This is a genomic window from Mesorhizobium sp. M0659 (assembly GCF_040320605.1).
Lineage (GTDB): Bacteria > Pseudomonadota > Alphaproteobacteria > Rhizobiales > Rhizobiaceae > Mesorhizobium.
Map to the genome: position 1 here is coordinate 357733 of NZ_JAMYPY010000004.1, position 24135 is coordinate 381867.

The 24135-nt window shown below is 63.9% G+C and carries 16 protein-coding genes and 1 pseudogene; 9 read left to right on the plus strand and 8 right to left on the minus strand.

The genetic code is table 11. The features are described from left to right. Positions 1-972 (minus strand): quinone oxidoreductase family protein, encoded by a 972-nt coding sequence (locus tag NKI31_RS09350; RefSeq protein WP_023688710.1) that lies wholly within the window; start codon positions 970-972, stop codon positions 1-3. 95 nt (positions 973-1067) lie between these two features. On the opposite strand from NKI31_RS09350, the gene NKI31_RS09355 reads away from it, so the two are divergent. Next, a complete protein-coding gene (locus tag NKI31_RS09355) occupies positions 1068-1880 on the plus strand; it encodes a LysR substrate-binding domain-containing protein (RefSeq protein WP_352651316.1) in 813 nt (270 codons plus the stop codon). A gap of 77 nt (positions 1881-1957) precedes the next feature. Here the strand turns inward: NKI31_RS09355 and NKI31_RS09360 are convergent, their stop codons facing one another. The 3 genes from NKI31_RS09360 to NKI31_RS09370 are packed head-to-tail and all read right to left on the minus strand — an operon-like array spanning position 1958 to position 6555. Further along, complete coding sequence (locus NKI31_RS09360; RefSeq protein ID WP_023696709.1) at positions 1958-2896, minus strand: dimethyl sulfoxide reductase anchor subunit family protein; 939 nt, start codon at positions 2894-2896, stop codon at positions 1958-1960. 3 nt (positions 2897-2899) lie between these two features. Then, positions 2900-3628 (minus strand): 4Fe-4S dicluster domain-containing protein, encoded by a 729-nt coding sequence (locus NKI31_RS09365; RefSeq protein ID WP_023681970.1) that lies wholly within the window; start codon positions 3626-3628, stop codon positions 2900-2902. Next, complete coding sequence (locus tag NKI31_RS09370) at positions 3625-6555, minus strand: molybdopterin oxidoreductase family protein (protein WP_352651318.1); 2931 nt, start codon at positions 6553-6555, stop codon at positions 3625-3627. The genes NKI31_RS09365 and NKI31_RS09370 overlap by 4 nt, the downstream gene beginning before the upstream one ends. A 278-nt stretch (positions 6556-6833) precedes the next feature. On the opposite strand from NKI31_RS09370, the gene NKI31_RS09375 reads away from it, so the two are divergent. After that, complete coding sequence (locus NKI31_RS09375) at positions 6834-7742, plus strand: LysR substrate-binding domain-containing protein (protein ID WP_023681968.1); 909 nt, start codon at positions 6834-6836, stop codon at positions 7740-7742. Here NKI31_RS09375 and NKI31_RS09380 read toward each other — a convergent pair. From NKI31_RS09380 to NKI31_RS09395, 4 genes are all read right to left on the minus strand, one after another. Continuing rightward, positions 7735-8991, minus strand: a complete 1257-nt coding sequence (locus NKI31_RS09380) for an Hsp70 family protein (protein ID WP_352651321.1) — start codon at positions 8989-8991, stop codon at positions 7735-7737. The genes NKI31_RS09375 and NKI31_RS09380 overlap by 8 nt on opposite strands. Positions 8992-9168: 177 nt before the next feature. After that, complete coding sequence (locus NKI31_RS09385) at positions 9169-9960, minus strand: TIGR02186 family protein (RefSeq protein ID WP_352651323.1); 792 nt, start codon at positions 9958-9960, stop codon at positions 9169-9171. After that, positions 9960-10883: a sulfite exporter TauE/SafE family protein gene (locus NKI31_RS09390; protein WP_023730957.1), complete on the minus strand. Its 924-nt coding sequence runs from the start codon at positions 10881-10883 to the stop codon at positions 9960-9962. Before NKI31_RS09390 ends, NKI31_RS09385 begins: the two co-directional genes overlap by 1 nt. Positions 10884-11075: 192 nt before the next feature. Further along, complete coding sequence (locus NKI31_RS09395) at positions 11076-15101, minus strand: peptidoglycan-binding protein (protein ID WP_352651325.1); 4026 nt, start codon at positions 15099-15101, stop codon at positions 11076-11078. Positions 15102-15579: 478 nt separating this feature from the next. Between NKI31_RS09395 and NKI31_RS09400 the strand changes: the two genes are divergently transcribed. From NKI31_RS09400 to NKI31_RS09425, 7 genes and pseudogenes are all read left to right on the plus strand, one after another. Then, on the plus strand, positions 15580-16038 hold the full coding sequence (locus tag NKI31_RS09400) for a MerR family transcriptional regulator (protein ID WP_352651327.1): 459 nt from the start codon (positions 15580-15582) through the stop codon (positions 16036-16038). Between the two features lie 274 nt (positions 16039-16312). Continuing rightward, positions 16313-18121: an acyl-CoA dehydrogenase gene (locus NKI31_RS09405; protein ID WP_023688701.1), complete on the plus strand. Its 1809-nt coding sequence runs from the start codon at positions 16313-16315 to the stop codon at positions 18119-18121. A gap of 232 nt (positions 18122-18353) precedes the next feature. Further along, positions 18354-19523: an acyl-CoA dehydrogenase family protein gene (locus NKI31_RS09410; protein WP_023688700.1), complete on the plus strand. Its 1170-nt coding sequence runs from the start codon at positions 18354-18356 to the stop codon at positions 19521-19523. Positions 19524-19554: 31 nt separating this feature from the next. Then, positions 19555-20763 carry an acetyl-CoA C-acetyltransferase gene (locus tag NKI31_RS09415; RefSeq protein ID WP_023669613.1) on the plus strand — a complete coding sequence of 403 codons (1209 nt, stop codon included), beginning with the start codon at positions 19555-19557 and terminating at the stop codon, positions 20761-20763. A gap of 23 nt (positions 20764-20786) precedes the next feature. Further along, positions 20787-23006, plus strand: a complete 2220-nt coding sequence (locus NKI31_RS09420; protein ID WP_352651329.1) for a 3-hydroxyacyl-CoA dehydrogenase NAD-binding domain-containing protein — start codon at positions 20787-20789, stop codon at positions 23004-23006. An 11-nt stretch (positions 23007-23017) separates the two neighbouring features. Continuing rightward, positions 23018-23178 (plus strand): annotated as a pseudogene (locus NKI31_RS31835) (thioesterase family protein); the annotation flags it as partial. Between the two features lie 304 nt (positions 23179-23482). Next, the gene (locus NKI31_RS09425) at positions 23483-24133 is read left to right on the plus strand and encodes a S24 family peptidase (protein WP_023681959.1); all 651 of its coding nucleotides are present in this window, start codon (positions 23483-23485) and stop codon (positions 24131-24133) included. The last annotated feature ends 2 nt before the right edge of the window (positions 24134-24135 follow it).

The following is a 24135-nucleotide window of genomic DNA, read 5'->3' on the forward strand; positions in this document are numbered from 1 at the left end:
CTACGGTATAAGCACGGTTGCGCCTGTCGTCTGCCGTGCCTCGAGCCGGCGATGCGCCTCCGCCACTTCGGCAAGCGGCATGCTTGTGTGCACCGGGATTTTCACTGCGCCGCTGAGGACGACGCTGAACAGATCCTCGCTCATGGCGACGACGTCCTCACGCCTGGCGAGATGATGGAACAGCAACTGCCAGGTGGCGAACAGCGAACCCTTTTGCATCAAAAGCATGATGTCGAATGGCGGGATCGACCCCGACGCTGTGCCGTAGCTGACGAAGGTGCCGAACGGCCGCAGGCAGTCGAGTGAGGCGGGGAAGGTCGCGTTGCCGACGCCGTCATAGACGACGTGGCAGCCTTCGCCGTTGGTGACCTCTTTCACCCGTGCGGCGAAATTCTCTTTGCTGTAGTCGATGACATGGTCGCAGCCATTGGCGCGCGCAAGTTCGGCCTTTTCGGGTGAACCGACCGTGCCGATGACGGTCGCGCCGAGATGTTTGGCCCATTGCGTCAGGATGAGGCCGACGCCGCCCGCCGCGGCATGCACCAGGATGGTATGGCCCGCCTCGACGCGAAACGTGCGGCGCAGCAGATATTGCGCCGTCAGCCCTTTCAGCATCATCGCCGCACCTGTCTCGAAATCGATGGCGTCGGGCAGATGCACGACGAAATGCGCGGGCACGATGCGTTCTTCGGCATAGGCGCCGAGCGTCTCGACATAGGCGACTCGGTCGCCAGGCGCGAAGCCGCTGACGCCTTCACCGACGGCGACGATTTCGCCGGCGCCTTCATTGCCGGGAATGAATGGCAGAGCGGGCGGCGCGTATTCGCCGGTGCGAAAATAGATGTCGACGAAGTTGAGGCCGACCGCCCGGTTGCGCACGCGCACGTCGCCCGGTCCGGGCTGGCCGATGTCGACATCTTCGTAGGCGAGCATATCTGGCCCGCCATGGCGGTGAACACGGATCGCTTTCATGGTTTTCTTCCCTGCGCTGTTTCTCTTGAGTGTGAGATAGCGCGTGGCGAGATATCATTGTACACTGATACCTATGACATCAGAGTTCAAACAAAATGATATCTGAGCAGATCGGCCTCGGCCTTCTCCGCACCTATGTCGCGGTCTGCCGGCAAGGTAGCCTGAGCAGGGTCGCCGCGCAGACCGGCAAGACCCAATCGGCGATGAGCATGCAGATGCGCCGGCTGGAGGGCCTGCTCCAACGGCACTTGTTCCAGCGCACCGGCCGCGGTGTCGTACCGACTGCGGCGGGAGAGCTCTTTCTGGGATACGCGACCCGCATCCTCGCTCTCGGCGACGAAGCGGTGGCGCGTCTGCAGCAGGCTAGCATTGGCGGCGGCGTGCGTATTGGTCTTGCCGAAGAGGTCACCACGGCCGCGCTTTCGGCCGCGCTTGGGCGGCTGCATCGCACCTATCCCGACATCAGCCTCGACGCGATGGTCGAGCACAGCGTCGCGCTGGGACGGCTGTGGAGCGAGGATGCGCTGGATGTCATGATTGCCCCGACATCCGTCGTCGCGGCCGATGCCGTGACGACATGGAACGTCGAACTGCAGTGGGTCTGCGCCCAGGACTATGTGCTGGACCATGACCGGCCACTCGATCTCGCCGCCTTCGGCGCAACCTGCCCTTGGCGCAGGCGGATGATCGAGGCGCTGGTCGCCGCCGGCCGGGAGCACCGGATCGTCCTGTCGTGCCAGAGCGTCACCGGCCTTCAGGCCGCGATCGAGAACGGACTGGGCGTTGGACTGCTTCCGCCCGAATCCGTGCGCACTGCTTCGATGCGGGTGCTGAAGACGTCAGCCGGCCTGCCGAGCCGCTCACGGTCCAATACGGCCTTTACGCGCACGACCGCAGGACAGCTGTAATCGATGCCGCGATCGAAATCCTGCTTAAGGATTTGCCGGCGGCGCCACGAGCACGGGCCGCCTGACGGCGGGACGCTCTACCGGCCGTAATAGAGGGTGACGGTGTGCTTGGCCTCGGCGAAGAACAGCCAGCGCTCGACCAGCATGCCGGCGAACTGGACGGTTGCCGCAAGCACCGACAGCACCGCTGCGAATGGCCAGGGCAAAGCGAATAAGACAGAAAGCAGCAGCAGGGCAGGCAAGGCGAAAGCCAGCAACTGCGTGATCAGCCGCAGCTTTGCACCGTGCTTGCGGGCGATGCGAAAGCCCATTTCCTTGAGCAGGTAGTTCTCCTCGGTGTGCGGCCATTCCAGCGAGCGCACCGTCCCTCCGGCGAGGCCTGTCGCCGTGTTGGCGGTGGTCGCGATCTCCAGCGCGTCATTGTATCGCCACGTCGCCAGCTTCCAGCCCCAGCCGAGCAAGGTCAGCAGCAGGGCGGCTACCGCAACGGCGGTCGGGCTGATGGCGAAAGCCTGCAGCAGCGCGTTCAACAGCACGCTGCCGGTCATCGCCGAAAAGATGAGATAGCCCGGCAGCGTATACGGGCTATGCCACTGCGCGATCGGCTTCAGCGAGGCATAGATCATGCCGGTGGTGCAGACGGTGACGATTGCGCCGATAGTTGCGAGAAACCCGGCGATGGCCATCCAGCCTCCGGTGCGGCCAAAAAACACCCAGCCGATGCCGAACAGCCCGGCGGGAATGAAGGTTGCGACCGACGATACACCCTCGCGTGACAGCCAGGAGCTACGCCATTGCGAAAAGGCGCGCCAGGCGCGTTCGGGCCGGCCGAGATGGCCGGTCGACGACAAAAGGCCGGCAGCAATCAGGCCAAGCGCCAGCCCCATGCCGATAAGGCCGAGCCAGAAATGGGCCGGGATAAAACCCAGTCCGCCAAGCACGCCGAGCAGCGCCAGCAGTCCGTAGCCCGCTCCTGTAGCAGTGGTGAAGAAAACGACGGAAAAGGCTGGATGCATTGGTCAGTTCGAAAGCATGCGGTCGATCCAGCCAAGAAAACCGCCTTCGACCGTGACTGGCTCGAGCCTTGGCGCCGGCACCGATGCGGCGCGCTGGGCGCGCGGCGGCAGATATTTGTTGGTCGGCTTGTAACCCATCTCCGGCATCAGGTCGACGCCGCCACGCTCCGCCACCAGTTGCGATACCGCCGAGGTGGGATCGCCGAGGTCGCCGAAATGCCGGGCGCTGGTCGGGCAGGCGGCAACGCAGGCCGGCACGCGGTCTTCCTCGGCCAGATTGTCGTTGTAGATACGGTCGACGCACAGCGTGCATTTCTTCATCACGCCGACGTCGGTATCGAATTCGCGCGCGCCATAGGGGCAGGCCCAACTGCACAGTTTGCAGCCGATGCATTTGCTTTCGTCGATCAGCACGATGCCGTCCGACGCCCGCTTGTAGGACGCGCCGGTCGGGCAGACAGTGACGCAGGCAGGCGTCTCGCAATGCAGGCAGGAGCGCGGAAAGTTGACCGTGCGCCCGCCCGCCTCGGTCGTGTGCTCGTAGCTGTGCACGCGGTTGAACCAGACGCCGTCGACACGGCCGCCATAGGGGTCGATGTCGGTCAGTGGCGCCATGTGGCCGCCGGTGTTCCACTCCTTGCAGGCGGTGACGCAGGCCTGGCAGCCGACGCAGGTGTCGAGGTCGATGACTAGGCCAAGCTTCTTGTCTGTATGGGCGGGAAGGCAGGTCATTCCACGGCTTCCCTATGGACGCGGAACTCGGCGCCGAAGCGAAGGATGTCGGGCGAAGGCTCGACATTTGGCGGCTGGCTGAAACGCTCGAATTGCGGTTCGGTGAAGCCGGCTTCCTCATCAGAGCATTTGACAATGCGTACCCTGAGGTCGAACCACGCCGCCTGGCCGGTCACCGGATCGGAATTCGAATAGCGTTTGCCTTTCGCGTCAGCCGATGTCTGGTCGCCGATAATGTGGTTGAGCAGGAAGCCGCGGTTGGTCTCGGCAGCGTTGTCCTTCAGACCCCAGGCGCCGCGCCTTTTGCCGATGGCGTTCCAGGTCCAGACCGTATCCGCATTGACGCCGTCGACCAGCTTGATCTGCCCCTTAACCCTACCGTTGATGCTCTCGATCCACACCCAGTCGTCGTCGACAAGACTGAGATCTGCCGCGGTCTTGTGGTGCACGAACAGGCGGTTCTGACTGGTGATTTGCCGCAGCCACGCATTCTGCGAGCCCCAGGAATGATACATGTGCATAGGCCGCTGCGTCAGCGCATGCAGCGGGTATTTATGCGGATCGACGGCGGCCTCTTCGAACGGGGTAAACCAGAACGGCAGCGGATCCATATAGGTCTCGATGCGCCGGCGTTCGCTCTCGGGCGGCTGGACGCGACCATGACCGCGCGCGGCGAGGCGAAAGCGCTGCATCGGTTCGCAATAGAGCTGGAACACGATCGGCTCGGCCTTGGGGATGAACCCCATCTGCTCTGCGAAGTCGAGATAGGAGCGGTTGGCCATCTTGTAATAGCGCTGGTCCTCAGCAAAATCCTGGTGCCAGAAGCCGCCATTGCCGATGTAGCGCTGCAACTGGTCGGGATTGACTTCGCCCTTGCCGACGGAAGTGCCGTCCTTGCCGCGCCAGCCGGCCAGCGGGCCAATGCCGGGCGTGCGTTCGTGATTGACGATGTAGTCGGCATAGTCGGCATATCTGGCCGAGCCATCGTCCTCGACGAAGCCGGGCAGGCCAAGCCGAGCGCCAAGTTCGATCAGCACCGATTGGAACGGCCTGACATCTCGGTCCGGTTCGACCACCGGATGGCGGATCGCGTCGCCCGGCCCGTCGGCATGGCTGATCGGCCGGTCGAGCAGGCTGATGCAGTCGTGACGTTCGAGATAGGTGGTGTCGGGCAGCACCAGGTCGGCGAACGGCACCGTCTCGGAATAATAGGCGTCGGAATAGATGATGAAGGGGATCTTGTAGTTACCCGCTTCGTCATGGTCGGTGAGCATGGCAATGGTCTCGACGGTGTTCATCGAGGAATTCCACGCCATGTTCGACATGTACATCATCAGCGTGTCGATTGGGTACGGGTCACCGGCCCACGCATTGCGGATGACCGTATGCATCAGCCCATGCGCGGCGAGCGGCGCATCCCAGGAATAAGCCTTGTCGATGCGCAAAGGCGTGCCGGCCTCGTCGACCAGGAGATCGTCCGGCCCGCAGACGAAGCCGAGCGGCATGCCGTCGAGCGGCGTCATCGGCCTGACCACCTTGCCGGCCGGCTTCGGTCCCGGGGGCGCCGAGCGCGGGTAGGGGGGCTTGAAACGGAAGCCGCCGGGCACGTCCACCGTGCCGAGCAGCACCTGCAGCAGGTGGATGGCACGGCAGGAGTGAAAGCCGTTGGAGTGGGCCGAGATGCCGCGCATGGCATGCATCGACACCGGCCGTCCCTTGATCGTCTCGTGCCGCCGTCCGGCCCAGTCGGTCCACGCAACCGGCAGTTCGATCGTCTGTTCGAAGGCGACGTGGGCGAGTTCGGCGGCGATCCGGCGGATGGTGTCGGCCGGAATGCCGCATCGTGCCGCGACCGCATCGGGTGCGTAGCTGTCGTCCATGTAGCGGTCGGCGATGAGCTGGAACACCGGCACACAGCGGCGACCGGCGAACGTGAAGCTGCCCGTCAGCGTCGGCTTCGCATCCGCATCGGCTCCGTTGACGGTTGTCTTCGCCACTCTGTCCCACGCGAGAAGATTGTTGTCGCTGTCGCGCAGGAACAGCCCGTCATCGGCCGCGCCCGGCTCCTGGATGACCAGCACATGGGCGTTGGTGTAGCGGAGCAGATAATCGAGATCGATGCGGCCTGCCTTGAGCAGTTCGTGGATGAGGGCGAAGACGAAGAGGCCGTCGGTGCCGGGCCGGATCCCGATCCAGTCGTCGGCAATCGCGTTGTAGCCCGTGCGGCACGGGTTGATCGACACCACCTTGGCGCCGCGCGCCTTGAGTTTACCCAAGCCGATCTTGATCGGGTTGGAATCATGGTCCTCGGCGACGCCGAACAGCATGAAGTATTTCGTATTGTCCCAGTCCGGCTCGCCGAACTCCCAGAACGAGCCGCCGATCGTGTAGAGCCCGCCGGCCGCCATGTTGACCGAGCAGAAGCCGCCATGGGCGGCGAAGTTCGGCGTGCCGAACTGGCTCGCCCACCAGCCGGTCAGCGACTGCGACTGGTCGCGCCCGGTGAAGAAGGCGAGCTTTTTCGGATCGGTTCGGCGGATATTCGATAGCCGCCCGGTCGCAATCGAAAGGGCTTCCTCCCATTCGATCTCACGGAATTCGCCCGAGCCGCGCGGGCCGCTGCGCAACAGCGGCTTCTTCAGCCGCGCCGGGCTGTAGTGCTGCATGATGCCGGAGCTGCCCTTGCCGCAGATTACGCCGCGGTTGACCGGATGGTCCTTGTTGCCGTTGATGTAGCGCACCTTGCCGTTCTTGATATGGACGTCGATGCCGCAGCGGCAGGCGCACATATAGCAGGTGGTCTTGGCGATGCTGTCGGAGACATCGGGCGAGGTGTCGACGCCGTCGCCTTCATCCGGCGCGCGCGTGTCGGCAAGCGGCCGTTGCGACGGTGCGGAATTGGCCCCGCGCGGCGCAGCTGGGTTCATGATGCCGGCGTGCTTTTGCTACCTGCGAATTTGGCCCGCGTCTTCGGTCCGGGGCCACGCATATAGTGTTCTTCAGGATGATAGCGGTCGCCGGCCAGCCGCCGCCTGAGGCCACGGGTCCAATGCGCAAAAAGGGATCTGAACCGCCCGATCATTTTGTTGGCCGCGATTTGTTGGCGAATTTTTTCTAACTTCGACTGAAAAAGTAGAATAAACCTATCGATCCGTCTAATCAGTTGTTCTTGTAAATTCGATCGGAATTGGTTCTTAATGCACACATGACGCTGGACCAGTTGCGCATTTTCGTTGCCGTTGCCGAACGCGGCCATATGACCAAGGCGGCCGAGCTTTTGGGCATCTCCCAGTCGGCGGCGTCGGCGGCCATCCGCGCTTTGGAAGAGCAGCATGGCGTTCATCTGTTCAACCGTGTCGGCCGCAACATCGAGCTGGCTCAGACCGGCCACCGTTTCCTGCCCGAGGCCAAGGCGGTGCTGGAACGCGCCGCCGCCGCCCGAAATGTGCTGGAACATGTCTCGCAGACGGTCGCCGGCAGCCTGTCGATCGCCGCCAGCCTGACCATCGCCAGCTACTGGCTGCCGCGCAGGCTGGCCTCTTTCCACGAGGCCTACCCGGCGGTGCGCTTAAGCGTCAGCATCGGCAACACCAGGCAGGTCGAGGCCAATGTGCTCGACGGCACCGCCGATCTCGGTCTGGTCGAGGGGCGCACCGAGTCAGACATCCTCCGCCGCACCAAGGTCGACGTCGACAGGTTGATGCTGGTCGTCGCCGCCTCGCATCCCGAAATCGCCGAGATCGCGCCGGGCCGCCCGGATATCAGAGGGCTGCGCTGGATCATCCGTGAGGGTGGTTCCGGCACGCGCGAGGTGCTGGAGGACCTGGCCCGCCGCGAGGGGATATCGCTTGGCGACCTGCAGATATTTCTGGTGCTGCCGAGCAACGAGGCGGTTCGCCAGGCGATCGAGGCCGGCGCCGGCGCCACCATCATTTCGGACCTCGTCGTCGGACGCGCCGTCGCCGAGGGCAGTCTCCGGTCGGTGCCGCTCGAACTGCCGAAGCGCGACTTCGCCATGATCACCCATCGTGACCGCCAGGCAAGCCTCGCCCAGATGGCGCTCAAGGCGCATCTCGGCGCTGAGGGCGGGAACCGAATCGTGAACTCTAGCTAAACTTCCGCTGCGCATCCAGCGCCAGGCCAAGGCCGACCGAACCGAACATGTCGCCCTCGATCACAGCCGCTTGCGGCACCAGCGACAGGATTTCACGCCGTGCCAGCGGGATCGCGGTCGAACCGCCGGTGAGGAATACGGCGGTGATCGCAGACGCCGTTATGCCGGCATCGGCAATCGTCTGCCGCACCGTCGCGGACACCCGCTCGATGTCGGCTGCAATCGTTTTCTCCAGGCCAGTGCGCGTGATCTCGGCTGCAAAACGCGCACCGGGCAGCGCCACCGTCACATCAGCCGAAGCCTGATCCGTCAGCGCGATCTTGGCTCGTTCGACGAGGCCGGCCAGCGCATGGCCGTAACGGTGCTCGACAATATGGATGAAGCGGCCGACAAGGTCGGCGCGGACGGCCTCGAAGCGGATCTGCCTCAGATGCGTCATCGCCTTGGCGGTGTAAACGAGGTTGATGCGTTGCCACGTCGCGAGATCAATGAAATAGCTCGCCGGCAGGTTGCGCTTGCCGTCTTTTGTCGACGAGAGATAGCCGAGCTTGGGCATGACATGGGCAATGCTGAGCAGCCGGTCGAAATCGGTGCCGCCAATATGAATGCCGCGGTTGGCCAGGATATCGTCCTTGCGGTCGCTTGAGCGGGCGCGTTGCGGCGAAACGCGCACGATCGAGAAGTCGGACGTGCCGCCGCCCATGTCGACGATCAACGCCAGTTCCTCGCGCTTCACGTCCTGCTCATAGTCGAGTGCTGCCGCAATCGGTTCGAACTGGAAGGCGATGTGCTTGAAGCCTTGCGCGCGCGCCGCTTTTTCAAGCTCGCTTTGCGCCTTGGCATCGGCTTCCACATCGTCGTCGACAAATTGCACCGGCCGGCCGAGCACAACGTTCTCCACCGGAGCGCCGGCATCTTCCTCAAGCCGTTTCTTCAAATGGCCGACGAACATGCCGACAATGTCGATGAAACCGATCTGCCGGGCCTTGATCCGCGTCTTCTCATGCGCCAGCGAACTGCCGAGCACGCTCTTCAGCGACCGCATCAGCCGGCCTTCGATGGAATCGGTGTAGTCGGCAATGGCGCGGCGGCCGAAATAGGTGTGGCCGTCCTCGAAGTTGAAGAACACGGCACTCGGCAATGTCGGCTGGTCCCCCTCCAGCGCCACCAGCTGTGCCTGGCCGTTGCGGATCACGCCCACCGTCGAATTGGACGTACCGAAATCGATGCCGCCAAATGCCTGATGCATTGCAGCCTCCTGTCATTGGGTCGTTGCGGCGGCCAGCGTCGAAGCCACGCCTCATCCGGATAACCGGACCGCTCTGCCGAAATTGATTGTGCGTGTTTCCCCAGGGTTGGGAGGCGGCGGTCTATCGCAAGACTGAGAAAAGGGGAACCCCTTTTCCCCGGAAATGGGTCCTGCGCGTCAATCCCTGCGGAAAATCAGCCTGCCCAGCCAGCCGGTGATCATGGCCAGCGACACGGAGAAGACGCCGTAGAGAAACGAGTAATCATGCGCGACGCGGAAGATCGACTGTTCGAAGCCCGATTTGCGGATTTCGAGCTGGGCCGAGCTTTCCTTGAGGAACAGACCGCTCTTGAACAGGAACGCGCGGGCTTTATGGGTTCCAACCGGGACGTTGGGCGCCAGCCGCACCGTGGCGCGAAACAGGTTCTGCGACAAGAACTGCACGCCGCCGACATTCTCGCTATAGAGGCCGGTCGCCGCCTTGCGCTCGCGCAGCGCCACGGTGAATTCCTCGATCGTCGCCGGACTGTCGGTTACCTCGGCCGGCTGCATGTAAAGGTTGGAGGCGCCGAGCGACAGCTGCTTGTAGCTGTTGGGTTCGGTGATGTCCTGCAGCGGCCGCGTCGTGGCGACGGAGTAGGATACCGGCACGTTCTCGAAGGTCTCGGATTCCAGATTGACCCAGACGCCGAGCACGCGGTCCTTGCGGCGCACCACCACCGGCCGCGGCGGGCCTTCGAGCACGACGATGACGTCGTAGCGCCCCTGTCGCGCGACCAGCGGGTCGGGATTTTCCAGCGAACCGAAAATGGTCAGGTCGGCGCCGGAAAAACCGGCGGTGATCGATACGGCGTCCGTGGAGAGACCGATCTGGATGCCTTCCGGCAAGGGGTTCGGCGATTGCGCTGCCGCCGGCAGAGCGAGGGCGAAAAGCAAGGCGGTGGCCGAAAAAATCCCCCACCGCGGCATCAGTTCAGGCCCGCGGCGGTCAGCGAATAGAGGTTTGGCGGCGTGACGAAGAGATCGATGGCAAGCCGGATCGCGACCGCCAGCACCAGCAGCGCCAGCAGTGCCCTGAGCTGTTCGCCGCGCAGCTTCTGGCCTGCCTTGGCGCCGTATTGCGCGCCGGCGACGCCGCCCGCCATCAGCAGGAAGGCAAGCATGACGTCGACCGTCTGGTTGGTGGAAGCATGAACCAGCGTGGTGTAGGCCGAGGTGAAAATGATCTGGAACAGCGAGGTGCCGATAACGACGTTGGTCGGCACTTTCAGGAGGTAGATCAGCGCCGGCACCATGATGAAGCCACCGCCGACACCCATGATCGACGACAGGAAGCCGATGCCGGCGCCGAGCCCGAGCACCGGAATGACGCTGACGAACAGCTTCGAGGCCCTGAAGCGCATCTTCAGCGGCAGCCGGTGGATCCAGTTGTGCTGGCCGGATTTCTTCAAGACCGGCGCCGCACCGCTGCGCGTCGCGCGCAGCGCATTGACGCTCTCGACCAGCATCAGCCCGCCGACGGTGCCAAGCAGCACGACGTAGAGCAGCGAAATGAACAAATCGAGCTGGCCGAGCCGGCGCAGGAAGGCAAAGACAAAGATACCGCCGGTCGAGCCGACGATGCCGCCGGCCAGCAGCACCCCGCCGAGCTTGAAGTCGAGCGTGCCGCGCTTCATGTGCGACAGCGCGCCGGAGAAGGAGGAGGCGATTACCTGGTTGGCGCCGGTAGCAACGGCGATTGCCGGCGGGATGTTGTAGAAGATCAAGAGCGGCGTGATCAGAAAGCCGCCACCGACCCCGAACATGCCCGACAGGAAACCCACCGCCGCGCCCATTGCCAGCAGCACGAAGACGTTGACGGAAATTTCCGCGATCGGGAGATAGATGCCCACCCGTCAGTCTCGATCAGTTTGCCTGTCGGCGATTGCAGCCATTCCAGGGCATTGTCGCACCGAAAAGCCAATTCTTTCTTGCACCGCGGGGCAGTGGGATCAAACCCCGCCGCCCTACCGAAACAAAAAACATCTCAAGCAGTTAACAGGCAAATGTATGGCAAGGGCGTCGCGTTAGCGACGCATCTGCCGTTATTTGTGCGCCAGCAGCGCCTTCACCAGCTTTTCGTCGATTTCGCCGGTCGCCTGCATCTTGTTGTCGGTCTGGAAAGCCATGATTGCGGTCTTGGTCTTGCCGCCCATCACGCCATCGGCGCCGCCGGCATCGTAGCCGTTCTTGTTGAGGATGAGCTGGATGTTCTTGACCGCCTTCTTCATGTCGACGCTGGCGGTGGTCTGCGGCGTGCCTTCCTGCCAGGATTCAGGAATGTCGGCCGAGTTGGACGCCGGATCGAGCGGCTTCGGCTTCCACAGTTCCGTGGCGGCGCGCGCCCGCTCCAGCTGTTCGGGGCGCAGCGCAGTGGCGACCTCGTCGCGCTTTGCAGCCGCATCCTTGTCGCCGGTCTTGGCGACGAGCGCGAACCATTTGTAGGATTCCTCCAGGCTCTGCTTCATGCCGACGCCCTTTGCCGCCAGGATGCCGAGATTGAACTGGCTGTCCTTGACGCCGACATCGGCCGCCGCCTGAAACCAGTGCGCGGCCGATTCATTGTCGGTCACGCCGTCGGCGGCCATGGCAAACAGAACGGCCAGATTGTGCATGGCGCTGGCATTACCCTGCGCGGCGGCGAGCTGGTAGAAGGTCTTTGCCTTCTTGACGTCGCGCGTGACGCCGATGCCCTTCTCGTAGAAATTGCCGATGCGGTATTCCGCCGGTGCGAAGCCGAGCTCGGCCGACTTTTCGTACCATTTGGCCGCTGCCGCCATGTCTTCCTTGACGCCGCGCGATTCAGCATAGCGCGAACCGAGCTCGAACAGCGCCTTGGCGTCACCGCCGGCAGCCGCGTCGCGCAAGGCTTGCGGGCCTGCATCGGCCGGAACGTCTATCTTGGCCACGACAGGTGTTACCGCGGCATCAGCCGGCGGAACGGCGCCGGTAGTATCCGAGGCCTTCGTATCCGAGGCCGAGGGCGCCATGACGGCGGCCGCAGGCTGCGCGTCAGCAGCCGCCGGTTCCGCAGTGGCGGTCGTCGGCAGCATTGCATTTGGCGCGGGGGCCGGATCGGCCAGAGCCACCGGAGCTGGCGCGGGCTCCACCGCCGGCATTTCGGGCTCGGCGATCGAGGCCGCATTCATCGGCGCATCGTTGCCAGCTGCCGGTTCCGTGGGCTCCGCCTGCCTGACGGTCCGGGCCGGCGCGTCCTGCACGGCCACCTGCGCGTCTGCCTTGGGTTGGCTGGCAGCGTTGACCGAAGCAGTCTCGACCGGCTGCGAGGCGACGATCGGCGCTGTATCGTTGCTTGCGACCTCGACCGGGTCGGCGAAGAAGGCCTTGCCCAACTGGAGGCCGGCAAGCGCCAGCATGATCGCGACCGCTCCCATCAGGATCGGCTTGCGCCGCGCCTTGAGCAGGTCGCCGATACGAAGCGCCTTGACCGGGCCCTTCATGGTGGACTGGCGTTTCAACGCGTCGGCCTCGGCGGCCGCGGCCTGCGCCGCGCGCCTGGCCGCGGCAATGAAGTCGGATTTCGACGCATCGCCGGAGTTTTGGCGCACCGGCGGGCCGCGCTCGTCGCGCACGCGCTTCATGATGGCGTTGAGGTCGGGCGCGCCGGAGCCCGGCTCCAACGGCCGGTTGGCGAGCTTCGGATCGAGCGGCTCGTCGAGATCGACGCTCGGCATGTCGACATTGGGCCCCGAGCCGGCAAGCGGCGGCATGTCAGCCGGCTTCTTGCCCCTGAAGGCGCGCGCCAATCCACCGAACAGCGACTTCTTGGCCGTGCCTTCGCCTTTCTCGGCAATCCTGTCGGAACCGAGCGCTGCCTGGGCAGCGGCCGCGGCAGCCTCGGCTGGCGAGCGCCGCACTGGTTCGCTGCCCATGACCGGGTCGCTACGCGTACCCGAGTCGCTGCGAGTACCCGGGTCGCTGCGCGTACCCGAGTCGCTGCGCATATCCGGCTCGCTGCGCATGATGGCGGCGGCGCGGCCGTCGAGATCGGCCATGTCTCCGGTCAGCGGCAGCGGCTGGTCGATATCCATCGACGGGGCGTCCTGCACCGAAATCTTGGAGGCGCGCGCAGCGCGGGCCCGCCGCGCCGGCTCGGGATGGGCATCCAGAAGCTCGCTCACCGCTTCGGCCGGTTCGCTGGTCTCCAGCGAGCCCAGACGATCGACGATCTTGAGCAACGTGTCGTGGATAGCCTCGAATGTCCGTGAATTGCGCTCGTCCGAACGGCGCGTCAGCGCTTCCAGCGTCTTCAGATCCTGGGCAAGGCCGGTAACGGCCGCGGTGTTGGCGTTGGAATCTGCCAGCGAGCGCACGGCGCTCTCGGCCGCTTCCCGTGCCGCGCCCATGATGGATTCGCGGGTTCCGGCCAGCGACTTCTCGATTTCGTTGAGGCGCGGGCTGATGTCCTCGAATTCCGGCAGCGGAGTGCCGGGCTTCGACAGGTGAGCCGATAGGCCGGAGACCTGCGCCTCGAGGCTGCGGATCAGTGCCGGATCGATGCCGGCGACCTGCGCGGCCGACGATTCCAGCCGGCTTGAAATGTCTTCGAGCCGGCTTTCCAGGCCGCGGATCGCCGCCTCGTTGGCAGGATCGGGAATGCGCGTCTCCATGCGTTGGGCGAGCGCGGTGAAGCGTGCATCGATGGCGTCCATGATGCCGGCGCTGTCAGCCTGCGGCTGGCGCTGGTCCAGCCGGTCGGCAACCTCGTCCAGCCGCCGCTCGAGATCGCGAAACAGCATGTTGCCCTGTTCGATGGCATCGCCCTGCCGACGTTCCATCATGCCCGACAGCACGTCGAAGCGCTGTTCCAGACCCTGGAAGATATAGTCGGCGTCGGGCATGGCCGGGGCGCGGTCGATCTTGTCGGCGATCATCTCGATCTGCTTGCCGAGGCGCTCCATCGCCTGTTCCGGCAGATTGGCGCGGCCGGCAAGCTCGTCGACCCTGTTCGACAGCGTGCTGAGACGGTCGAGAACCTCGCCGCTCGGACGAACCTGCACGACTTCCTCGATCTGCTGCGCCAGCGAGGCGATCCGCTTCTCGATGCGCTCGAACGGTTCGGGGTCGAAGGAATTGGCCTGTGCGGCGACGGTCGAGGCGACGATGGCGCGCGAAATCTCATCGAGCCGTTCGTCGATCAGGCCAAGCGTGTCGCCGCCGCGGTTGCTCTGCTGGCTGACGAAATGATCGACGGCGCCGGCAAGCGTGCGGACCTTTTCTTCCATCGAGCGCAGCGACAGCGATTCCGGCAGATTGTGGACCGCATTGCTGATCTGTTCGAGCCGGTCGGTCAGGGCCGAAAATCCGGGGCCGTCGGCGCGGTTGCGCTGGTCGGCGTCGACACGGTCCTCGAACGCGCTCCAGCGGCGGTCGAAATCGTCCCAGCGGCGGTCGACCTTCAGCACGCTTTCCTCGCGCGCCAATGTATCGAGCGCCGTCTTTACCTGCTCGAGCTCGAGCCGCAGCATGTTGACGCTTCGGTCGTCGCTCTTCTCGGCCAGCGTCTGGATGGCGCCGGACAGCCGCTCGAATTCGACGCCGAGTTCGGCGCTGCCCTTGCCGGGCAAGCCGCCTGCCTGACCACCCGATTGGTTGCTCGCCTGGAAGGACCGTTCGATGTCCTTGCGCAACGCGGCGAATTCGCGCTGCAGGCCGGCCGTCATCTGATGGCGCAGTTCCTCGCGCAGGCCACGCAATTCGCCGGCGATCTTGCCGACCACGGCGACGCTGTCTTCCTGGCCGCGCACGCGGTCGATGTCGCGGGCGATCGCCTGATAGTTCTGGTCGAAGCCGGCCGGCGCCGCGCCTTTCGGCCGCGGCGTGGGCTGCGGGTCCTCGTACCAGCGCGGCGGGGCGTAGGGCTGGGCGCTTGCGTAGCGCGGCTCCGGGGCGGGCCGGCGCGGATCGAAGCGCTCGGCGGCGTCCTCGCGCTTGCGCTCCAGCCGCTGCTCCAGCGTTTCCAGCGAGCGGTTCAATTCATCGAGCGTGGTGTTCGGCCTGCGCGGCCTGCCGGCGTTGAGTGTATCGAGATAGGACCGCTTGCTGTTCATCGATGCGTCCGTTTTTCAGAATGGCCGGCTTGCTGCCAGTTTCCCAAGTCCTTGTCGGGAACGAAGGCGGCCGCGCGGCACTGCTGCGGCGGAAGACGAGCTTCCCGGGCCAGGCCCGCTCTCCGAAAAACCGTGAAAAATTCGCTACAGGATAAACACGGGTGACCGACATCCGCACATTTCACCCATCGTGGTAAACAAGGTGTTAACCAAGCTTAAGAAGTTACGGCATTGCTGAAATACAGACGGTGCCCGTTCGAACCCGGCGCCGGGGGTGCGGCATAAGGTTTCGCATCCCAGAACGCCCTTGCGTCATGCGGCGGCTATCGATATAGAATTGACGTAAACGTAAGAGGGGCGCCGTTCGTGCCTTTTGCGATGAATTAGTTGAAACCACGACTGGAAGCATGCCCCCGCTTCCACTCAGGCGTTGCAAGGTCCGAGACCGCGATGCCACGACAGGGGAAAGCCAGTGACTATGAAACTTGTTTCGCCCGGCGAAGCCGCGGCCAACACCAACAATATGTCTGCCGAAGCCAGTGAGGAGCTCGTGCGCATCGGCGAGATGGCCAAGAAATACGGCGTGACGCTGCGCACGCTGCGTTTCTATGAAGACAAGGGCCTGCTCAATCCAAAGCGCGATGGGGCGACGCGGCTATACACGCGTCGCGACAAGGCGCGGCTGAAGCTGATCCTGCTCGGCCGCAAGGTCGGGTTCTCGCTACGCGACGTCAAGCAGATGATGGATCTCTACGATCCGACGGGATCCAACACCAAGCAGCTGCGGCTGGCTCTCGACAAGTCGGAGAAGCAGCTTGCCCGCCTGCAGAAGCAGCGCGCGCTGATCGACGACGCCATCAACGAGTTGAGCGGCTCGATGTCGGCCGTGCGCCAGATGCTGTCCGAGCGTTCGACCCCGGCCAGCGCCGCCAGCTGATTTTGCTCCGCAGCTCCCGGCGAAAGCTTTGAACTTAAGAGCCGCGCGGCCGCCCGCGCGGCTCTTTTTGTTTGACCCCCCTCGCTTTGCACAAAGCCATGCACCGCTCGTGCCGATAGGCTGGCATAGGTAAATTTTGTCCCGGCGACAAAATTGACGTTTACGCAAACGTCAATTTTTGCTATCCCGCTTTCAACATTGGCCCGCATGCCGCCCCAACCTCATGTTTCGGGGCCCGATCTCGCGGCCAAGACCCGCATGGTGGAGGAAACACATGCCGATCTACAGGGCGCCGGTCCAGGACACGCTGTTCGTGCTCAACGAGGTGCTGGGTTATCAGCGCTACTCTAACCTTCCCGGATTTGCCGACGCGACGCCCGACGTTGTCGAGGCGATCCTCGCCGAAGGCGCCAAGCTTGCCGAAAACGTTATGCATCCTCTGAACCGCGTCGGTGACATCGAAGGCTGCGTGCGCCATGAGGACGGCTCGGTGATTACGCCGAAGGGCTTCAAGGAAGCCTACGACCAGTATCGCGAAGGCGGCTGGATGGGACTGGCGGCGCCCGTCGAGTTCGGCGGCCAGGGGCTGCCCTATGCCGTGCACACCGCGGTTGCCGAATACATGGTTTCGGCCAACATGGCGCTGATGATGTATCCCGGCCTGACTCAAGGCGCTATCGCTGCGATCATCACACACGGCACCGACGAGCAGAAGGCGACATGGCTGCCGAAGCTGGTCGAGGGGTCCTGGACCGGTACCATGAACCTGACCGAGCCGCATTGCGGCACCGATCTCGGCCTGCTGCGCACCAAGGCGGTGCCGAACGGCAACGGCACCTACAAGATCTCAGGCCAGAAGATCTTCATCTCGGCCGGCGAGCACGACATGTCGGAAAACATCGTCCATCTCGTGTTGGCCCGCATCGAAGGCGCGCCGGCAGGCGTGAAGGGCATCTCGCTGTTCATCGTGCCAAAGCTGAAGCTCGATGCCTCGGGCAATCCGGGCGAGAAGAACACGCTCTCCTGCGGGTCGATCGAGGAGAAGATGGGCATACACGGCAATTCGACTTGCGTCATGAATTATGACGAGGCCGAAGGCACGCTGCTCGGTGAGGCCAATGGCGGCCTGAAGGCGATGTTCACGATGATGAACGAAGCCCGCCTCGGCGTCGGCCTGCAGGGCCTGTCGCTGTCCGAGATCGCCTACCAGAACGCGGTCTCCTACGCCAAGGACCGGCTGCAGGGCCGCTCGCTGTCTGGCGCCAAGGCGCCGGACAGACAAGCCGATCCGATCATCGTCCATCCCGACATCCGCCGCTCGCTGATGACCATGAAGGCCTTCAATGAGGCCGGCCGCGCGCTGGCGCTGTGGACGGCGATCAAGTCCGACATCGCCCACCGCTCCGCCGACGACAAGGATCGCCAGGCGGCCGACGACTATACCGGCCTGCTGACGCCGGTGATCAAGGGCGTGCTCACCGACAAGGGTTTTGACCATGCAGTCATGGCGCAGCAGGTGTTCGGGGGCCACGGCTACATCGAAGAGCACGGCATGAGCCAGTTCGTGCGCGATGCCCGCATCGCCATGATCTATGAAGGCGCCAACGGCATCCAGGCGCTCGACCTCGTCGGCCGCAAGCTTGGTCTGAATGGCGGCCGCGCCGTGCAGGCCTTCTTCAAGGACGTCGGCGAGTTCTGCGAGGAGAACCGCGCCGACGAGAAGCTGGCGCCTTTCACCAAGGCGCTGAAGAAGGGCCTCAACGATCTGCAGGCGGCGACCATGTGGCTGGTGCAGAACGGCATGGCCAAGCCCGACAATGCCGGCGCCGCGTCGACCGATTACATGCATCTCTTCGGCCTGGTCGCGCTGGGCTATATGTGGGCGCAGATGGCCAAGGCCGCGCTCGGTAAGACCGGGGCCAATGGCTCCCAATCTGTCCACGAAAATGGGGCTTTTTACGATAACAAGATGGTGACGGCGCGCTTCTTCATGGAGCGGATCATGCCCGAGACATCGGCACATCTCGCCCGCATTTCCAGTGGTGCGGACACGCTAATGGCGCTGCCTGCGGAAGCGTTCTAGAAATGGCTGGCGTCCCCCTCCCCCTTGAGGGGAGGGTGGCCCGAAGGGCCGGGAGGGGTCCTTGCGTGCAGTGCGCCGGCTGGTTGGCGCTTTGGTAGGAGATGAGCGCAATGCCCCAAACCCGCGTCAATTCCGAAGATAAGGTCGAGCACGTCATCGGCGACCCCACCCGACCGCTTCGCGGCCACCCTCCCCTCGAGGGGGAGGGGGACGTTGGCGCGGGAGAAACGGCATGACAAATCCAGCCGAAGTGCTCTCTTTGCCGAAGCCCGCCTGGGCGGCGGACGAGGTCGGCATGCTCTACGACATGGCGCACCGCTTCATGTCGGAAGAGATCGCGCCGCGTTACGACGAGTTCGAGAAGAACGAGATGGTCGACCGCGAGAGCTGGCGCAAGGCGGGTTCCGCCGGCCTGCTCTGCGCCTCTATGCCGGAGGAGTATGGCGGCTCCGGCGGCACCTTCGCGCATGAGAGCGCCATCATCGAGGCGATCGGCCATGTCGGCGTCGACGGTTTCGGCATCGGCCTGCACAATGCGATCGTTGCCCCTTACATCCTTCATTACGGCTCGGAAGAGCAGAAGAAGAAATGGCTGCCGAAACTGGCGACCGGCGAACTGATCGGCGCCATCGCCATGACCGAGCCGGGCGCCGGCTCCGACCTGCAAGGCGTCAAGACGCGGGCCGAGAAGGACGGCAACCAGTACAAGATCAACGGTTCCAAGACCTTCATAACCAACGGCCAGCTGGCCAATTTCATCATCGTCGTCACCAAGACCGATCCGGCCAAAGGCGCCAAGGGCACCTCGCTGATCGTCGTCGAGACCGACGAGGCCGAAGGCTTCGAACGCGGCCGCAACCTCGACAAGATCGGCCTGAAGGCCAACGACACGTCGGAGCTGTTCTTCAATGATCTGCGCGTGCCGACCTCGAACCTGCTTGGCCACGAAGAGGGACAGGGCTTCATCCAGCTGATGCAGCAATTGCCGCAGGAGCGCCTGCAGATCGGCACCGGCGCGATCGCCATGATCGAACGCGCCCTGGCGCTGACCATCGACTACGTCAAGGATCGCAAGGCCTTCGGCAAAGCGATCATCGAGTTCCAGAACACCCAGTTCAAGCTCGCCGAACTGAAGACCGAGGCCACCATCGGCCGCGTCTTCTACAATGATTGCGTCACCCGCCACATCAATGGCGGGCTGGATCCGGTGACGGCGTCGATGGCGAAATACTGGCTCTCGGACCTGCAGGGAAAAGTCGTCGACGAATGCCTTCAATTGCATGGCGGCTATGGCTACATGAATGAATATCCGATCGCCCGCATGTTCCGCGACGCCCGCGTCCAGCGCATCTACGGCGGCACCAACGAGATCATGAAATTGCTGATCGGCCGCTCTCTCTGAGAGCGACGTCGGCAAAGCAAGGAGCAAGCAAATGGCTGAAGCTTATGTCTATGACGCCGTGCGCACACCGCGCGGCAAGGGCAAGAAGGATGGCTCGCTGCACGAGGTGCCGGCGGTGCGGCTTGCGGCCAGGACGCTTGAAGCGTTGCGCGACCGCAACGGCCTCGACACTGCAAACGTCGACGACATCATCTTCGGCTGCGTCGATCCGGTCGGCGAAGCCGGCTCCGTCATTCCGCGTGCCGCCGCCTTCGAGGCCGGCTACGATAACAAGGCGCCGGGCATGCAGATCTCGCGCTTCTGCGCCTCAGGCCTCGACGCCATCAATTTCGGCGCCGCCAAGATCGCTCAAGGCGCCGACGAGATCGTCATTGCAGGCGGCGTGGAATCGATGTCGCGCGTCGGCATGGGCGCCTCGGGCGGCGCGTGGTTCATGGACCCGTCCGTCGGCCTGCCCGGCTGGTTCGTGCCGCAAGGCATTTCGGCCGACCTGATCGCCACCAAATACGGTTTTTCGCGCGACGACGTCGATGCCTATGCGGTCGAGAGCCAGAAGCGTGCGGGCAAGGCCTGGGCCGATGGCCGTTTCAAGAACTCCGTCATACCGATCAAGGACCAGAACGGCCTCACCATCCTCGATCATGACGAGCATATGCGGCCGTCGACCGACATGCAGTCGCTGGCCTCGCTCAACCCGTCCTTCGTCATGCCTGGCGAAATGGGCGGCTTCGACGCGGTCGCCGTGCAGAAGCATCCGGAAGTCGAAGAGGTCAACCACGTCCACCATGCCGGCAACTCGTCCGGCATCGTCGATGGTGCGGCCGCCGTACTGCTCGGCTCGAAGAAGGCCGGCAAGACGATGGGCCTGAAGCCACGCGCCCGCATCCGCGCCTTTGCCAACATCGGCTCCGAGCCGGTGCTGATGCTTACCGGTCCGGTCGACGTCACCGAGAAGCTTCTGAAGCGCGCCAAGATGAAGCTGTCGGATATCGACCTGTTCGAGCTCAACGAGGCCTTCGCCTCAGTGGTGCTGCGCTACATGCAGGCATTCGAAATCCCGCACGACAAGATCAACGTCAATGGCGGCGCCATCGCCATGGGCCATCCGCTCGGCGCCACCGGCGCGATGATCCTGGGCACGGTGCTGGACGAGCTCGAGCGCCGCGATTTGAACACCGCTCTGGTGACGCTCTGCATCGGCGCCGGCATGGGCACCGCAACGATTATCGAACGCGTCTGATTTTCGGCCGGAAGGAGAGAGACATGACTTATACAAACTTCACGGTCGACACCGACGCAGACGGCATCGCGCTGGTCACCTGGAACATGCCGGACCGCTCGATGAACGTCTTCACCGAAGAGGTGATGAACGAGCTCGAGAAGATCATCGACCATGTGGTGGCCGACGCCGCCATCAAGGGCGCGGTGATCACCTCGGGAAAGGACAGCTTCTCCGGCGGCGCCGACCTGACCATGCTGCAGAAGATGCTGGCCGTATTTGCCAAGGAGAAGACCAAGGACCCGGAGAAGGCGGCACAGCTTTTGTTCGACAATGCCGGCCGCATGGGTGGCTTGTGGCGCAAGCTCGAAACGTCGGGCAAGCCTTGGGTCTCGGCGGTCAACGGCACCTGCATGGGTGGCGCGTTCGAGCTGTCGCTGGCCTGTCATGGCCGCGTTGCCGCTGACTCCGAAAAGGTCAAGATGGCCTTGCCGGAAGTCAAGGTCGGCATCTTCCCCGGCGCCGGTGGCACCCAACGCGTGCCGCGCCTGACCGACCAGCAGCAGGCGTTGCAGATGCTGACCACCGGCCAGACGCTGTCGCCGCAGAAAGCCAAGGCGATGGGGCTGATCCACGAGATCGCCGAACCCGGCAAGCTGATCGAGACCGCCAAGGCGATGATCAGGAACGGCCTGAAAGCCGTCCAGCCCTGGGACGAGAAGGGCTTCAAGCTGCCTGGCGGCCAAATCTATACGCCGGCCGGCTTCAATCTGTGGCCGCCGGCCATCGCCATCCTGCGCCGCGAGACCTACGGCAATTATCCGGCCGCCGCGGCGATCCTGAAATGCGTCTATGAAGGCCTGCTGGTGCCGTTCGACACCGGTCTGCGGATCGAACAGCGCTATTTCACCGAAATCATGCAGTCGAAGGAAGCAGCAGCGATGATCCGCTCGCTGTTCGTCTCGCTGCAGGAGCTCAACAAGGGCGCCCGCCGCCCGGCCGGCGTGCCGGAGACCAAGTTCAAGAAGATCGGTATTCTCGGCGCCGGCTTCATGGGCGCCGGCATCGCCTTTGTCACCGCCAAGGCTGGCATCCCGGTCGTCCTGCTCGACCGCGACATGGCGTCGGCCGAAAAGGGCAAGACGCATTCCGACAGCCTGATCTCCGATCAGGTCAAGAAGGGCCGCGTCAAGCCCGAGGAGAAGGACAGACTTCTGTCGCTGATCACGCCGTCGGCCGACTATGCCGATCTCGCCGGCTGCGATCTGGTGGTCGAGGCGGTGTTCGAGGATTCGGCCGTCAAGAAGGCTGCCACCGAGCAGGCCGAAGCCGTGCTGAAATCGTCGGCGATCTTCGCCTCCAACACCTCGACCATCCCGATCACCGCACTGGCCAAGAATTCGGCGCGGCCGAAGAATTTCGTCGGCATCCACTTCTTCTCGCCGGTCGACAAGATGATGCTGGTCGAGATCATTTTGGGCAAGAAGACCGGCGACAAGGCGCTGGCCACCGCGATCGATTTCGTGCGCGCCATCAAGAAGACGCCGATCGTCGTCAACGACACGCGCGGCTTCTACGTCAACCGCTGCGTGCTGCGCTACATGTCGGAAGCCTACAAGATGCTGATCGAAGGCGTTCCGGCGCCGATGATCGAGAACGCCGCCAAGGCCGCCGGCATGCCGGTCGGCCCCCTGGCCCTGACCGACGAGACGGCGATCGACCTTGCCCAGAAGATCATGAAGCAGACCATCAGGGACCTCGGCGACAGGGCCGTCGACCCCAGGCAGATGGCGTTGATCAACACGCTGGTCGACACCCATGGCCGCTTCGGCCGCAAAAACGGCAAGGGTTTTTACGACTATCCCGCCAAGCCCGCCAGGAAGAAGCTGTGGCCGGGCCTGAAGGATCTCTATCCGCAGCTGGAGGCCGAGAAGGTCGATTATGAGGAACTGCAGCAGCGCCTGCTGGTCACCATTGCGCTGGAAGCGGCCCGGGTGATGGAGGAAGGCATCGTCACCGATCCGCGCGAGGCCGATCTCGGGTCGATCCTCGCCTTTGGTTTCGCGCCATTCACCGGCGGCGCGCTGTCCTATATTGACGGCATCGGCGCCAGGGAGTTCGTCAGAATAGCCAAAGGCCTGCAGAAGAAATACGGCGCCGAGTTCAAGGCGCCAAAGCTGCTGCTCGACCTGGCCGAGAAGGGCGAGACCTTCTACCAGCGCTTCGATCCCTATGCGAAAGGCGAGGTGAAGAAGGCCGCTTGAGCTAGCGCCCCATGTACGTCTGGGGGCGCCTTGCGCGCATGATGGCCACGGCAAGGCGCCGTGGCCTTATGCGGTCGGTAGCGAAAGCCGACTGGCTTTTCGCTGCCTGCCGACCGAGATCGACTTCAACCTCCATCTCAACAACGCCCGCTACATGATGCTCGCCGACCTCGCGCATGACCCCCAAAATCGGAATCGATTTTCGGGGTCATGCGCCAAATCAAAATGCTACAGCGTCCTTGGCGCGTCCAACAGTACGCTTGCCCGCTCCGTTCAACCGCGACCGCCGACCTAGGCCGAGCGGGGTTTCATGAGCTCCGACCAGGGATTGCGCAGCCTTGCCAAGGCAGTTTGAGGCATCCATGACGACTTCGCCGCACACAGCTTTTTAGGGGATCGGGCCGCGCGCCGGTGGACAATCGGATGACCGCGCGTTAGAAGGAAAAGGTATTTTTTCCTGTTTTGAGGAGAGCGAATTGCTCTCGCATGACCGAGTTTGGGCAGCCATCGACGCTCTCGCTGAGCGCTATTCGTTGTCGGCCTCCGGCCTGGCCCGGCGAGCCGGTCTGGACTCCACCGCTTTCAACAAATCGAAGCGGCTGTCCTCGGATGGACGGCCGCGCTGGCCGTCGACCGAATCGCTGGCGAAGATCATCGAGGCGACCGGCGCCTCGCTCGACGAATTCACCGGGCTGGTCGAAGGCCGTGCCAAGGCCGCTTCGGGCTCGGTAGCCGCGCAGCGTTCGGCGGTGCCGCTGCTCGGCTTTGCCCAGGCCGGCGCCGGCGGCTTCTTCGATGATGCCGGCTATCCCTCAGGCCAGGGCTGGGACCTTGTCGAGCTTCCGGCACGGGCGACCGAAACCTCTTATGCGTTGAAGGTGCAGGGCGATTCCATGCTGCCGCTGTACCGCAATGGCGATGTGCTGATCGTCGAGCCGGGCGCCGCTACCCGCAAGGGCGACCGCGTCGTCGTCAAGACCAATGCCGGCGAAGTCATGGCCAAGGTGCTCGACCGCCAGACGACGAAATCGATCGTGCTGATTTCGCTCAACCCCGACCACCCGGACCGCGACATCGCGATGCGCGATGTCGAATGGGTGGCGCGGATCGTCTGGGCAAGCCAGTAGGT

What these genes read in the sequence shown, in the direction of transcription:
- NKI31_RS09400 (WP_352651327.1), top strand. Translation starts at nt 15,580, where the DNA reads ATGAAACTTGTTTCGCCCGGCGAAGCCGCGGCCAACACCAACAATATG.
- NKI31_RS09370 (WP_352651318.1), bottom strand. Translation starts at nt 6,555, where the DNA reads ATGAACCCAGCTGCGCCGCGCGGGGCCAATTCCGCACCGTCGCAACGG.
- NKI31_RS09365 (WP_023681970.1), bottom strand. Translation starts at nt 3,628, where the DNA reads ATGACCTGCCTTCCCGCCCATACAGACAAGAAGCTTGGCCTAGTCATC.
- NKI31_RS09360 (WP_023696709.1), bottom strand. Translation starts at nt 2,896, where the DNA reads ATGCATCCAGCCTTTTCCGTCGTTTTCTTCACCACTGCTACAGGAGCG.
- NKI31_RS09395 (WP_352651325.1), bottom strand. Translation starts at nt 15,101, where the DNA reads ATGAACAGCAAGCGGTCCTATCTCGATACACTCAACGCCGGCAGGCCG.
- NKI31_RS09405 (WP_023688701.1), top strand. Translation starts at nt 16,313, where the DNA reads ATGCCGATCTACAGGGCGCCGGTCCAGGACACGCTGTTCGTGCTCAAC.
- NKI31_RS09385 (WP_352651323.1), bottom strand. Translation starts at nt 9,960, where the DNA reads ATGCCGCGGTGGGGGATTTTTTCGGCCACCGCCTTGCTTTTCGCCCTC.
- NKI31_RS09420 (WP_352651329.1), top strand. Translation starts at nt 20,787, where the DNA reads ATGACTTATACAAACTTCACGGTCGACACCGACGCAGACGGCATCGCG.
- NKI31_RS09410 (WP_023688700.1), top strand. Translation starts at nt 18,354, where the DNA reads ATGACAAATCCAGCCGAAGTGCTCTCTTTGCCGAAGCCCGCCTGGGCG.
- NKI31_RS09355 (WP_352651316.1), top strand. Translation starts at nt 1,068, where the DNA reads ATGATATCTGAGCAGATCGGCCTCGGCCTTCTCCGCACCTATGTCGCG.
- NKI31_RS09380 (WP_352651321.1), bottom strand. Translation starts at nt 8,991, where the DNA reads ATGCATCAGGCATTTGGCGGCATCGATTTCGGTACGTCCAATTCGACG.
- NKI31_RS09375 (WP_023681968.1), top strand. Translation starts at nt 6,834, where the DNA reads ATGACGCTGGACCAGTTGCGCATTTTCGTTGCCGTTGCCGAACGCGGC.
- NKI31_RS09415 (WP_023669613.1), top strand. Translation starts at nt 19,555, where the DNA reads ATGGCTGAAGCTTATGTCTATGACGCCGTGCGCACACCGCGCGGCAAG.
- NKI31_RS09350 (WP_023688710.1), bottom strand. Translation starts at nt 972, where the DNA reads ATGAAAGCGATCCGTGTTCACCGCCATGGCGGGCCAGATATGCTCGCC.